Genomic DNA, 12,639 nt, shown 5'->3' on the forward strand with positions numbered 1-12,639 from the left:
GCCGCCGGCTGCTGCAGGCGCGCGTCGACCCGAACCGTCCGCATCCGTTCGACCGGGGCGAGTCCGTGCGGCTGCTGTACCCGGGTCCGCCGGGCGCTGCCGGCGGGACCACCGACGCCGTGGTCGAACGGGCCGAGCCGCACGTGCTGCTCCTGAGGGAGAGCGTGGCACCGGACGCGGTCAGCCGCGCGCTGCCGACGGCCGTGCTGCCCGGCGCGCCGGTGCGGCCGGAACCGAAACCCACCGCGGTCCGTGAGCTTGCCCGCCGGGCCGTCGCCGCGCTGCCCGGCCGCCTGCCCGAGGAGTCGGCGACGGACCTGCTGCGTCGCGAGCCGCCCCGACTCATCGGCCCGACCGCCGGCCTACCGGTGCCCGAGGACGGCGACGACCAGGTCACCGCCGTCCTGGCCGCGGTCAGCGCCCTCGACGGTTCGTATCTGGCCGTGCAGGGGCCGCCCGGTGCCGGCAAGACCTATCTGGCCGGCCGGCTGATCCAGCACCTGATCGCGCAGGGCAAGTCAGTGGGAATCTGCTCGACCAGCCACAAGGCAATTGAAAATGCAATGCTCGCCGCCACCGGTCAGCCCCCGCCGCCCACCGCCCACGCCGAGTCGGACGATGTCAATGGTGCCGAGGGCGCTGGCGGCCTCGAGGGTGCTGATGGCGCCTTGCCGTGGCGTCCGCTGGTCGCCGCGGCCAAGAAGCAGCGCTCCGGCGCGCCGGTTGAACCGGCGCACCGTCCACCCTGGGACACGCCGCGCGACCTGCGGGCGCTGGCGGCGTGGCGGGAGGCCCATCCGGACGGCCACCTCGTCGGCGACACCGCCTGGGCCTTCGCCAACCCGACGCTCGCGGCCGTGCCGTTCGATGTCCTGATCATCGACGAGGCGGGGCAGTTCGCGCTGGCCGACACCCTCGCGGTGGCCCCAGCGGCCCGCAACCTGGTCCTGCTCGGAGATCCGCAGCAGTTGCCGCAGGTCGTGGCGGGCATCCACCCCGAGGGNGCTGACGCCTCTGCCCTGTCACACCTGCTGGGCGACGCCGAGGTGATCCCACCCGCGCTCGGCTACTTCCTCGATCGGACCCGCCGGCTACACCCGGCGGTGTGCGCGCCGGTGTCCGCCCTCGCCTACCGTGGCCTGCTACGGTCCCACCCGATTGCCGCGACCCGCGCCGTCACCGGCGTGCCTGCCGGACTGTATCTGCACGACGTCGTCCACACCGACAACGGCACACGCTCCGACGAGGAGGTGTCTGCGGTGGGTGCAATCGTTCGACACCTGATGGATCGGCTGATCATCGACGGTGAGGGTTCCCGCCCGCTGGCGGGGGCGGACGTGCTCGTGGTCGCCCCGTACAACCGCCAGGTCCGAGCGATCGAACGTGCGCTCGAGGCCGCCGGTCTGCCGGGCGTGCGGGTCGGCACGGTGGACCGGTTCCAGGGTCAGGAGGCGGCGGTGGTGGTCACGTCGTTGACGACCTCCAGCGCCGCCGAGGCGCCACGCGGGCTCGACTTCCTGCTCTCCCGCAACCGGCTCAACGTCGCGTTGTCCCGGGCGCAGGTGGCGGCGGTTCTGGTGATGTCGCCGGCGTTGCTCGACAGCTCTCCACGCAGCGTCGCGGAGCTCCACCTGCTCGCCGGGTTGGCCCGGCTGCGGGCGATGGCCTGCACCGACCTGTTCGCGGTGCCGGCTCATCGTCCCGGCGAGCCGACGGCGGCTGCCGCGGGGGACGGCGCGCGGGACGGCGGTCCCGGGGCCGGCGTCCCCGAGCCGGTGACCGAGGGCGCCCGCGTAGCCGGTGGGCCGCGCACGCAGATGCATCTGCCCTTCTCCTGAGGTTGGGTTCCAGTCGGGAAAATCCGTTACGCGCGAACAGGCCCCGACTCTCGGACAACATTCGGCGTCATGCCGTTTGTGCACTTATTTGTGCTTATCGTAAAACGGGTGCTACGATTCCCTTCGTCTTCTACAGGTCGGGGAAGGGGACGCTCGTGACAGTGGACGTGTCGGCCCCCAGTCGCGTGCAGACAGTCCTGCCGCGGGCGATCGCCCGGCTGCGCGCTTCATCGGGAGCCCATCTCACATTCGGTGGAATGGTCACACCACATTCCGGTCGTTTGACCGTCACTAACGTGGACGGACCCGCACCGAGCGGACTGCTCGGTCACTCCGTCCCACCTGGGACGGGAATCGGCGGGCAGGTGGTTCGGCATTGCCGCCCGGTCGTCATCAACGACCCGGCTGCGGCGAGAAGGGNTTTTCGCTCCACTGCCCCAACGATCGAGAGCAGTGAGCTGGGAGCGATTCTCGCTGTGCCGGTCTGCATGGACAGCGTGGTGGTCGCCGTGCTGTATGGAGCCATGCGGACCGAGGCGCCGTTCACCGAGGCCGCGATTCACGCGGCCATCGCCACGGCTCGACTGATGGAACGCGAGCTGGGCGCAGTCGCAGCGCGTACAGAGCCGCTGTCGACGGCGGTGCCACCAGGGCATCGTGCGCCGGCTACCAGAGCGGTGGGCGCCGTGCCGCTGCCGCGTTCGCCCGGCCAGCCGCAGGAGAGTCTGCGGCTGGCCTACCGGGAGCTTCAGGAGGTCACCGAACATGTGGCCGACCCGTTGCTGCGTGGCCGGATCGGGGGCGTATCGGAGCTGCTGCGCGGGCTGTTGGACCAGGAGGCGAAGGTCGGCGGCCGGTTGGCGTTGACCCCGCGTGAGCTTGAGGTGCTGGCACAGGTCGCACTCGGCCTGTCCAACGTCGAAACCGCGCGGCGTCTCACCGTGTCACCGGAGANGGTGAAGGCATATCTGCGCAGCATCATGCNCAAGCTCGGGGTCCGTAACCGGACCGCGGCGGTGCACGCTGCTCGCCAGCTGGGCATGCTTCCCTGACACGGCGGCGGGGCTCCCGGGCTTCGTCCGGGAGCCCCGCTGGTCGGGCGAATCCGCCCTGCTGAGGTGGCGCGCAGCCTGCGCCAAAGCCGCGAGTGGGACTGCTCCCGCTCTGAGGACGCCTCATCCCGCGCCGGCGGATCCGGGATTCACCGGATCCGCCGGCGCAGGATGGGTCGACGGTCGGACGTGCCGACAACGGAGCGGACGGCGCTGCACCGTCGGCCAAACCAGTGATCTTTCGGCCCACGGCAGGGACCGGCGTACCCGATGGCCGCGCTGGTCGTCGTGCAGGCGCGGGGACTCCTCCCGGGCCGGTCGGCTCCACTCGGGTAGTCATGATGGCAGGCCCGGCGGAGAGTGCCGAATGGCACGAGCCGGGGATCGTCCGGCCTGTGCCGGGGCAACCGGCGTCGTCGCCTGCCCGGACGCCCCGAGATCGCCGGCGGCGCCGCGGGGTTCCGCAGACCCTGAGATCGACGGGCCGACCGGTACCACCGGACCTTCCGGTGGACCCGGCGCCGGGGCCCACGTTCCCGCCATCAGCGCGCGGCGGTCGCCGGATCGGGATCCGTCAGGCGGGCAGGCGGGAGCGCGCAGGAACTGTCCCACCCCTCACTCGGATGCGGAGCCTGGACCGCGCCTCGGTGCTCTGGCGCGGGTCGGTCGGAATCAACCTGGCACAGGGTCACCTCCACCTGCGCGGCCCGAAGGTGCCCGAGCGGTCGGTAACGGACCGACCATGGTCGTTACCATCCCCGGTGCACCCACCTGTCGCCGAACCCGGAGGTCCGCGGGGGAGTGGACCCAGGGCGGCCGGGCTTCCCGGTGTCGGAAACCCGTCGGCGGTGGCCCGACCGTCCGTCGGTCTCGTTGAAGTGGCCGCCTGGAATCCGTAGCGTCGGCGTCCGTCCGCGAGGTTCACGCGGGCATGCGCGGGGCCGGTGCGGCCCGCTCCGCCGCACCGGCCCCGCTTCGTCCATTCCGCCGCACCGACCAGGGAGATGCGGCGGAATGGACGGTCTGTTGTCAGCCGATCATCGGATGGTCATCGGCTGACGAGTCCCAAGGAGGCCTTGAAGCGCTCGGCGTAGATGTCCGCCTGGCGCTGCCCGGACAGTTCCTGGATGGACCTCATGATCTGCTCGGTCGCGGCCCGCTGCGCCAGCCCGGTCCGTTCGCCCGTCATGCGCGGGAAGTTCAGCGGCGTGCCGAACCGGACCTGGACGCGTCCAGCGCGGGGCAGCCGCCGGTCCATGGGCAGGACCTGGAAGGTACCGATCAGCCCCACCGGGATGACGGGCACACCGGTCTCCAGCGCCAGCCGCGCCACGCCGTGCTTGCCGCGGTACAGCCGACCGTCCGGTGAGCGGGTCCCCTCCGGAAAGATCCCCAGCAGGCCGCCCCGGCTCAGCACACCCGCGCCGGCCTGCAGCGCCGCGGTCGCCTTCCGGCGGTTGCCGCGGTCCACGGCGATCTGACCGGTCGCGGCGACGAACATCTTCCCCGCCATACCCTTCAGGCCCGGCGTGGTGAAGTACTCACTCTTCGCCAGGAAGGTGATCCGCCGGTTGGACGCGATCGCGAGGAACGCGGCGTCGAGCACCGAAAGATGGTTGCCGGCGATAATGGCAGGACCATCAGTCGGAATGTTCTCGAGACCTTCGACCAGTGGATGCCAGAAGACTTGGCATATCGGGCTCAGTACCTTCTTCATGCAGGCGTAGGAGATTCTCGACCAGGCATCGACCCGGTGCGTCGCCGGGACCGCGATCGTGGTGCCCCGCTGTGNGGGCACGAGTTGCGGAACCGNGGTGTCGACCTGTCGAACCATGGTCTGAGCCTGAGGCATTGCCGTACCACCTTCGAGATTGGCCCCCCGGCATTCCCTCCCGTCAGTGGTACGCCGCCGGAGCCGATCCCCCTCACGCGATCCGCTCGACCACAGATCTGGATTCCGGGTACTGAATGCCGCCCCGTCGACGACCACACCTTTCCTTACCCCCGTACGGGGGTATTTCGGAATCGAGGACCTCCAGGAGGTCTAGTTTTGAGGTAGCGACCCGGGACGTCCTCGCCGTGCTGCACGTCCGGCCACGCGGTCGTCTCGGCGCCGTCGTGCGATCACCGGGCTGCCGGGAGATCCACCGTTGCGGGGGATCCTCGAAGGGAGCGTCATGCCGTCGTTCGCCGATTCGGCGCAGCAACGCGAATCCCGGACTGACCGGGTGGCGTATGCCGCGCTGCCACGCGGACGCGATGAGGAAGATGAATGGGTGGGTCATCTACCTGCGGAAACAGGAACCGGTGGCGCTGGCCCACCGCGAGTGTCGCGCCGGGTCATGGCCTCGGTGGCCTCCATGGCCGGCGTTCCCGCTCCTCCGCGTTCCCTGTTCACGGTCGCGGCGGACGCGGCCGTGCTGCACCGTGGCCGGCTGCTCGCGGCGGCCTGCCTGCTCGTGGTGGTCCTGCTGCCGTGGAACGCCGGGATCTACCATCAGCTCGCCACCGGCGGCTTCTACGCGCCGGGGGACTCCTCGACCCAGGCCGAGCAGCTCCTCGATGCGGAGTTTCCCGACGCGCCCCCAAATGTCGCCGTCATGCTCACGTCGGACGCCGGGATCGACGGCCCGACGCCCGTCCACCTCGGCCGCGAGCTCACCAGGCAGCTCGCGGCGGAGAACGGGGTGACCTCCGTCCTGTCGTACTGGCCGAACGGCTCCGAGGCGGGCAATCCGCTGCTGCGCGCGAAGGACGGTCGCTCGGCGCTCATCGTGTTCCGACTCACCGGATCCGAGGATCACATCCAGGATCGCCTGAGCGTGCTGCACGAGCGGTACTCCCACGTGGGGCCGGGCGTGCAGGTCCGCTTCGGGGGCGCCCCGGCGGTCATGCGAGATGTCACCGAACGCAGNCGGGTCGACCTGGAGCGCGGAGAGACGACGGCTGCCCCGCTGGTTTTCCTCGTTCTGCTCTACGCCTTCGGGACGGTGGCGGCCGCCCTTCTACCGGTGCTGGTCGGCGTGGTGTCAGTGGTGTCGAGTCTGGCACTGTTGCGGCTGGCCGCGACGCTCACCGACGTCTCCGTCTTCTCGGTGAACCTGACCACTGCGCTGGGCTTCGGCCTTGCGGTTGACTACAGCCTGTTCATCCTCCGACGGTTCCGGGAGGAGCAGGACCGTGGCCTGTTCCCGGGCGCGGCGCTACGCCGCACGCTGGAGACGGCCGGGCGCACGGTGTTCTTCTCCGGCGTGACCGTGGCGCTGTCGCTGACCGCGGCCCTCGTCTTCCCGCTCTACTACCTGCGCTCGTTCGCCTTCGCCGGCATTATCGTCGTCGTGACCTCGGAGGTCGCGGCGCTACTCGTGCTGCCCGCAGCGCTGATGGTCCTGGGGGNCCGCCTCGATCGTGGGGACATCCGCGCGGCGTTGTCCCGGCGGCTAGGCACCGGTGGGCGCCGCCCTGTCGGTACCCGCCGCGCGGGTGGTCACCGCTCGCGGGAGGTCTCCGCTGCCGGCCGTGGCTGGACGGCACTGGCCCGCAGGGTCATGCGCCGGCCACTGCTGTATGGCGGCGCGGCCGTCGCCATCCTGTTGATCTGTGCCGCGCCGCTGCGCCACCTCAATCTGGCGTTGGCCGACGACACGGTGCTGCCGGCCACCGCGGAATCCCACGTCGTGAACGACGCGATGCGCGACGACTTCATCGTCTGCCTGCCCTGCCAGATTCCCATCGTCGTGCCGGGGGTGGACGCGCGCGACCCGGTCAACGCTGCCAANCTGACCGATTACGCGACTCGACTGTCCGCGCTCCCGGGTATTGCTCGCATCGACACCGTGACCGGCAGCTTCATGCAGGGAAAGCGGATCGGTGAGGTACCCAAGGCGCCGACGGGATATGTGGGCACCCACGGTGGCGCCTGGCTGTCGGTGTGGCAGGGCGACACTTCTCCGGTGTCCAAGGAGGCGAAAGACCTGGTCCGGGAGCTGAAGGCGACCCCGGCCCCCTTCGGTGTCCTCATGGGTGGTCTTGCTCCCCATTTCCTGGACACCTCGCGCACCATCCTGCACCGACTTCCCGTCGCCTTCGCGGTTGTGATGGCCGCCACCTTCATCCTGTTGTTCCTGTTCACCGGCAGTGTGCTGCTTCCACTCAAGGCGATGTTCCTGAACTCNCTCAACCTCGCCGCGACGATCGGCCTGCTCGCCTTCGTCTTCCAGGAGGGTCACCTTCGCGGCCTGGTCGGCGACTTCCAGGTCTCGGGAACGCTTGAGATGACGAGCCCCGTGCTGATGTTCTTCATCGCCTTCGGGCTGAGCATGGACTACGAGATCTTCCTGCTCGCCCGCATCCGTGAGGAATACCAGCGCACCGGCGACAACAAGGAATCCGTGGCCATCGGTCTGGGAGTGACCGGCCCGCTGATCACCAGCGTGGCGCTCGCCCTCGTGGTGGTCATGGTCGCGCTGTCCACCTCCCACATCAGCATGATCAAGCTCGTCGGGGTGGGCCTGACCGTCGCGATCACGCTCGACGTCACCGTCGTGCGGGCGATCCTCGTTCCGGCGTTCATGGCTCTCGCCGGCAAGTACAACTGGTGGGCTCCGGCGCCGCTGCGGCGCCTGCACGACCGCTTCGGTCTGCGCGAGGACTCCGGCGAGGCGGCTGTCGGCGTCGGTCCGGGTGGCGGCCCGCACGCGGTGCCGGGGCAGTCCGGGCTGGCCGAGGTGAACGGCGTGGCCGCGCCGGCCGGCCGTGGGGGCGGGTACGGCGTGTTGGCCTATGGTCTGCCCGGCCCGGGCTCATCGGGGTCGACACACCCGGGCGCGGGGCGGGGCGGGGCGCCGGGGCGGGGCGGGGCGCAACTGCCCGTCGGCACGACCGATCGGCCGGCCGGTGTCGCCGGTCCCGAGGACGGCGATCGTCGGCTCCCGGCGGTGCCGTCGTATGCGGCCTACGTGACCAACAGCGGCCCGGCCACGGGCGGACAGCCCGACCCGGGGGTCAGGATGACCACGAAGATCACATATCAGCGAGGGCGTGCTGAGGCCGCCCGGTGGGACAGGCCCGGGACCGCCCAGGCGCCGACCTGGCACTACTTCCTGCGTAACCGCTGGCGGGCAGACGGCTCCGCTCCACAGATCGTGACCGGGACACGCGGGTTCGTCATCGATGGCATCCAGGTGGACGACCCCACGGTCCTCGACGCGGACGCGCACCGCTGATACACGGATAGCCCGTCCGGGCCAGCCTCTGGCCGGAGACGGCCCCGCGTCCACTCCCGGCCGGCCGTACCGGGCTGCTCCGGGCCCCTCCGCGCCTGGTCCGCGCCCGACCGCGCCGGCTGGCCTGCTGGCGGGCCCGGCCAGCCAAGGCTATCGGCCGGACCCGCGAGCCCGTGCCGTCTCGCGGCGGTTGGCCTTCTGTACCGCGCCGACGAGCTCACTCTTCGACATCTTCGACCGACCTGGAATGCCCAGCTCACGGGCGATCGCACGCAGATGGGCGAGGGATGCGTGCGCGTCCACACCCTCTGCCGTTTCCCCGCCCGCCAGGGAGTCAGGCGGCTTCCTGGCAGCCTGTGTGTCCGAGGGCCCGGGCCGCGCCTTCGGCTCCCAGTGATCGCCGACCTTCTCGTGGGTGTGCTTGAGGGCGGCGAAGGCCGCTCGATGCGCACGCTGGCCCTCGCCGTACGTCCGGACCGCCGAGTCGTGGGTCTTCTTCCAGGTCCGGACGGCTTTNTCGGCCGAACGGGCGATCGTTGACGGCACCTCGGCGCGCATCCGGTCGGCCTGCGCTTGGGGATTCTCCCGCTTTCTCACGGCCATAGCCCTCGTCCTCCCTACGGCTCCTGTCGCTGGGGACGGCCTTCCCGCCACACGCCGACTCAACGGCCCAAGGAGAAGGGGACTTCTCGGCCGCTGCAGCGGCCCGTACGCCGCCCAGCAGGTTGCCACTCCGTCCGGGCAGCTCCGGGTGCATCCCGGCGGGCCGGTCGGGGGCGATCCGGAAGACCACGTGGCCTGGCTCGAACCGGCCGGCGCTTCGATACACAGGGTGATGCTCTGACTGTCGTAGCGTGCCCGCTGACCCGACCGCGTGAACACGGAGGACGCCATGCCCGCCNCCGATCCGCCCCGCCGCCTGCGCGACCCGGCCCCTCCCTCCCGGCGCAGGATCCTCGTCCTGGCCGGTGCGGGCGTCGGGGGGTGGGCGGTCATGGAGTTCGCTGGCGCTCCGGTGGCGGCGAGCACCGTCGGCCTGCCGGCCGCGGCCGCCGCGGGCCCGATGGGCCCCGCGGGTACCCGAGTGGTACTCATCCCGCGGACGCTGAGCGCGATGTCAGTGGGAACGGGCCCGGCGAGCCCGGCCTTTCGCATCGGCTACCTGGCGGTCCGCTGGAGCCGTCCCAGCGGCACGGGCCCCGGGGCGGCGGTCGGGCGAGGGAACGAAGGTGCCGCGATCCGCCTACGGCGGGCGAACGGTGGATACGGTTCATGGAGCCCGCTGACTGTCGGCTGCCCCGCGGAGCGGGACGACCGACCGGCCGGAGCCTCCTCCGCTCATGCGGTCCTGATGGGGGCCAGGACCGCCACCGGCTACGAACTTCGGGTGCCGCAGGGAGCCTCCGGAGTGGCCGTCACGGCGCTGAACACGACGTCCGGCCCGTGCCGGCGACTGACGGTTCCCGATGTGACGGCCCAGGCCGCCCTCGCCGCCGTGGCCGGACTGGCCGTCGCGGCCGAATCGAGGAGCCCGGCGCGGGCCCGAGCGGTGCCACGGCCGCGGCGCGCACCCCTCGCTGCGGCGGCGGGACCGGTTCCGGCGGCCGGACCCGAGCCGGCGGGCCAGGCTGCTGCGCCGCAGTCCGCATCCACCGCATCCACCGCACCCGGGGGTTCGGCGCCGTCGGCCCTCGGCCTGCTTTACCTGCCTCGAGCGGCCTGGGGCGCCGATGAGTCGCTGCGGCTCGATCCCGCCACGGGCCAGCCCTGGCGAACGACCTACCATCCGGGCCAGGTGATCACCGTGCACCACACCGTGACGCCGAACGACGATCCGGACCCGGCCGCGACCGTGCGGGCGATCTACCATTTCCACACGGTGGAGCGCGGCTGGGCGGACATCGGCTACCACTTCCTCATCGACGAGGCGGGCGCCCTCTACGAGGGACGCTGGTCCGGGACCGACGGGGTTCCCGGCCACCGTCCGGACGGCCAGGTGGTCACCGGCGCGCACGTCGGCGGATTCAACGCCGGCAACGTCGGAGTCGCGCTGCTCGGCGACCACCGGACCCGGGCCCCGACGGCAGCCGCGCGCCGCTCGCTCGTGCTGGTTCTGCAGGCGCTTTCCGGCGCCCACAGCCTGAACCCCGTCGGCAGCGTCGACTACGTCAATCCGGTAGGCGGCGCCCGACGCCGGGTGCCGGCGATCAGCGGGCATGGTGACTGGATGGCCACCGAGTGCCCCGGAGCGGTCCTGTACACGGCGCTGGACGCCGTCCGTCTGGAGGTCGCCCAAGCGCTCCTGTGAGCCGACCGCGTCTGGAGTGTCGGGTCCGGAGTGTCGGGTCCGGAGTGTCGGGTCCGGGGTGTCGGATCCGGAGCGGGCCGCATGACCCAGGCCGGTCGGCCGGGCGGGCTGGGTCATGCGGCTGGTTGAGGGATCAGGCACGCCAGCCGGCGTAGACGGCGAACCGGCCGTTCTTGACGATGCAGTCGACCGGATCGAAGCCGGCCCCGGTCAGCCAGGCGAGCTGGTCGGCGAGCGGCGCGCAGCGGTCGAAGGCCATCCGGCCCAGGGCGGCCTGCCATTCCGCGTCGTCCGAGCCCGCCGCCCGCGCATGCCGCTCGTGCATCTCCTCGTACTGGCGGGTCAGGGCCGGGGCCGGCCCGGCGACCTGCTCCAGGTTCACGAAGAGACCGCCCGGACGCAGTGCTGTGTGCACCCGTCGGAACAGGTCCCGCTTGCCGGGATCGTCGAGGTGATGGATGGCGAGCGCGGAGACGACGGCGTCGTAGGGGCCGGGCGGCAGCGCCGTGGAGAGGTCGGCCACGGTGGCGGCCTCGACGTTTTTAGTGGACAGCCGAGCCTGCGCCTTGGCGAGNATGGGGGCGGCGCCGTCGAACAGGTGCAGGCGTACCCCGGGCGCCGCGGCGACCACGGCGATGGCCAGCAGGCCGGTTCCCGCGCCGAGGTCGAGCACCCTGGGTCGAGTCCCGCCAAGCCGCGCCACCAGGTCGCCGACCGTCCCGTACAGCAGGTCGAACGAGGGGACGAGGCGGCGACGCTCCGCGTCGTAGGTGGCAGGATCCCAGACGGGTGTCTCAGAATATGAGATTGCTGTCTCACTCATTGGACAAGCGTACGACGTGACCCGACCAGCCCGCAGTCGATCCGCCGTGGGCGCGGTACTCGCCCCCGCCAGCCTGGCGCTCGCGCGGGCGGGGGCGGGTACCGCCAGTGCTCAGAACGCGAGGCTGATGCCCGTTCGCCGGCCGCCCTTGGTCAGGCGGGCATACGCGGCCGCCCCCTCGGCGGCGGGGTAGGTCTCCACCTCGCGGAGCGCGATCTCCCCCCGCGCGATCGCGTCCATGATCGTGGCGAGCGTCCGGCCGTCCCCGTGGACGTTCAGAGCATGAGTGGCCACCCCGGCCCGTGGCGCCGGGGTCGAGGGCGGGGTGAGCCCGACGAAGGCGCCGCCGGGCCGGACCAGATCGATGATCGACTCGCCGAGCAGGGCGGCATCGACGACGCCGTCCACCCCGTCGGGGAGCACCGCGCGCACGGCGGCAGCCGGCTCGTCGGTGCGGGCGACGAAGATCTCCGCGCCCAGTCGCCGGACCGCCTGCTCGTCCTCGGGTCCGGCGATCGCCACGACGCGCGCTCCGGTGCCGGCGGCGAACTGGACGGCGAAGGCGCCCACGGCCCCCGCCGCCCCGGTGACGAGGACGGTGGCACCCGCCCCCCGGTGCAGCTCCGTCACCGCCTGATGCGCCGTGAGCGCGTTGAGCGGGACGGTCGCGGCCAGTGCGGGAGCCATCGCGGGCGGGCGCGCGGCAAGGAGGTCGGCCGGCAGCACGACCTGCTCGGCGTGGGCCCCGCTCCGCGCACCGACCCAGTCGATCAGGGCGACGACCGCCGTGCCGACCGGCCATCCCGTCACCCCCGCACCGAGCGCGTCGACGACACCCGCCAGCTCCCACCCGGCGATTACCTGCGGCGGCTGCTGGGTGGACAGCGCGGCGAAACCGCCGGCGCGGATGAAGGGGTCGACCGGGTTCACCCCCGCGGCCTCGACCCGGACCCGGACCTCCCCCGGGCCGGGCTTCGGCGTCNCAAGCTCCGTCAGGGGCAGCGGGNTGGTCTCGCCGTAGGCCGGGATCATGAGCGCTCGCATCGGTTGTCCTCCGGTTCGGTGCCNCAGCGGGTGCCGCGGCGGTGGTCCGAACGCTACGAGCGTGAGTATCCTTTAGGTAGTAGTTACCCGAGAGTTCCCTAGTAGGACATCGTTAGGTGACTCCGGATAGGTGTTGTGTGACGTTGGGTGTGTGGGTGAAGGGTCGTTGGCAGGTGGGGCAGGCGCCGGTCCAGACGGCGAGCAGGGCCTGGAGGGTGCGGAGAACTCCATAGAGAGTCAGGCCGGCGCAGGGGCTTTTGGGTCGCGGCGGAGCTGGGTGCAGATGGCTTGGGCGATGCTGACGAGGGTGACGTGGTGGTGCCAGCCGGTGAAGGTGCGTCCTTCGAAG

The 12,639-nt window shown here is 71.6% G+C and carries 7 protein-coding genes and 8 pseudogenes; 9 read left to right on the plus strand and 6 right to left on the minus strand.

All coding sequences use genetic code 11. The annotated features are described in order from the left end of the window. Positions 1-368 precede the first annotated feature (368 nt). The 5 genes and pseudogenes from FF86_RS46320 to FF86_RS62185 form a co-directional block, all read left to right on the plus strand. Positions 369-1,003 (plus strand): AAA domain-containing protein (locus FF86_RS46320; protein ID WP_255355761.1); only part of this gene is annotated, 635 nt, incomplete at its 3' end. A gap of 43 nt (positions 1,004-1,046) precedes the next feature. After that, positions 1,047-1,838 (plus strand): DEAD/DEAH box helicase, encoded by a 792-nt coding sequence (locus FF86_RS46325; protein ID WP_304438133.1) that lies wholly within the window; start codon positions 1,047-1,049, stop codon positions 1,836-1,838. Positions 1,839-2,023: 185 nt separating this feature from the next. Beyond that, positions 2,024-2,258 (plus strand): annotated as a pseudogene (locus FF86_RS46330) (GAF domain-containing protein); the annotation flags it as partial. A 1-nt stretch (position 2,259) separates the two neighbouring features. Continuing rightward, positions 2,260-2,792, plus strand: a pseudogene (locus FF86_RS46335) (LuxR C-terminal-related transcriptional regulator); the annotation flags it as partial. Between the two features lie 31 nt (positions 2,793-2,823). Then, a pseudogene (locus FF86_RS62185) lies at positions 2,824-2,890 on the plus strand (DNA-binding response regulator); the annotation flags it as partial. 1,048 nt (positions 2,891-3,938) lie between these two features. Here the strand turns inward: FF86_RS62185 and FF86_RS11525 are convergent. Then, positions 3,939-4,607, minus strand: a complete 669-nt coding sequence (locus tag FF86_RS11525) for a 1-acyl-sn-glycerol-3-phosphate acyltransferase (protein ID WP_044884551.1) — start codon at positions 4,605-4,607, stop codon at positions 3,939-3,941. 643 nt (positions 4,608-5,250) lie between these two features. Here FF86_RS11525 and FF86_RS46345 point away from each other — a divergent pair. The 3 pseudogenes from FF86_RS46345 to FF86_RS46355 form a co-directional block, all read left to right on the plus strand. Next, positions 5,251-5,804: pseudogene (locus tag FF86_RS46345) on the plus strand (MMPL family transporter); the annotation flags it as partial. A gap of 937 nt (positions 5,805-6,741) precedes the next feature. Continuing rightward, positions 6,742-7,064 (plus strand): annotated as a pseudogene (locus FF86_RS62190) (MMPL family transporter); the annotation flags it as partial. A gap of 1 nt (position 7,065) precedes the next feature. After that, positions 7,066-8,115, plus strand: a pseudogene (locus FF86_RS46355) (MMPL family transporter); the annotation flags it as partial. A gap of 150 nt (positions 8,116-8,265) precedes the next feature. Here FF86_RS46355 and FF86_RS11535 read toward each other — a convergent pair. Together FF86_RS11535 and FF86_RS65840 are read right to left on the minus strand one after the other, a co-directional pair. Next, on the minus strand, positions 8,266-8,631 hold a 366-nt coding region (locus tag FF86_RS11535), incomplete at its 5' end, for a ChaB family protein (protein WP_242418583.1). 1 nt (position 8,632) lies between these two features. Beyond that, positions 8,633-8,769, minus strand: a pseudogene (locus FF86_RS65840) (hypothetical protein); the annotation flags it as partial. A gap of 697 nt (positions 8,770-9,466) precedes the next feature. Between FF86_RS65840 and FF86_RS11540 the strand changes: the two are divergent. Beyond that, positions 9,467-10,423: an N-acetylmuramoyl-L-alanine amidase gene (locus FF86_RS11540; protein ID WP_242418604.1), complete on the plus strand. Its 957-nt coding sequence runs from the start codon at positions 9,467-9,469 to the stop codon at positions 10,421-10,423. Between the two features lie 133 nt (positions 10,424-10,556). On the opposite strand, the gene FF86_RS46365 is transcribed toward FF86_RS11540, so the two are convergent. The 3 genes and pseudogenes from FF86_RS46365 to FF86_RS11550 form a co-directional block, all read right to left on the minus strand. Continuing rightward, positions 10,557-10,997: class I SAM-dependent methyltransferase (locus FF86_RS46365; protein ID WP_242418584.1), on the minus strand; the 441-nt coding region annotated here is incomplete at its 5' end. 1 nt (position 10,998) lies between these two features. Next, a pseudogene (locus FF86_RS46370) lies at positions 10,999-11,246 on the minus strand (SAM-dependent methyltransferase); the annotation flags it as partial. A 111-nt stretch (positions 11,247-11,357) separates the two neighbouring features. Further along, positions 11,358-12,228: alcohol dehydrogenase catalytic domain-containing protein (locus tag FF86_RS11550; protein WP_255355758.1), on the minus strand; the 871-nt coding region annotated here is incomplete at its 5' end. Positions 12,229-12,639 lie beyond the last annotated feature (411 nt).

Source organism: Frankia sp. CpI1-P, assembly GCF_001421075.1.
In the GTDB taxonomy this organism is placed as follows: Bacteria; Actinomycetota; Actinomycetes; order Frankiales; family Frankiaceae; genus Frankia; species Frankia torreyi.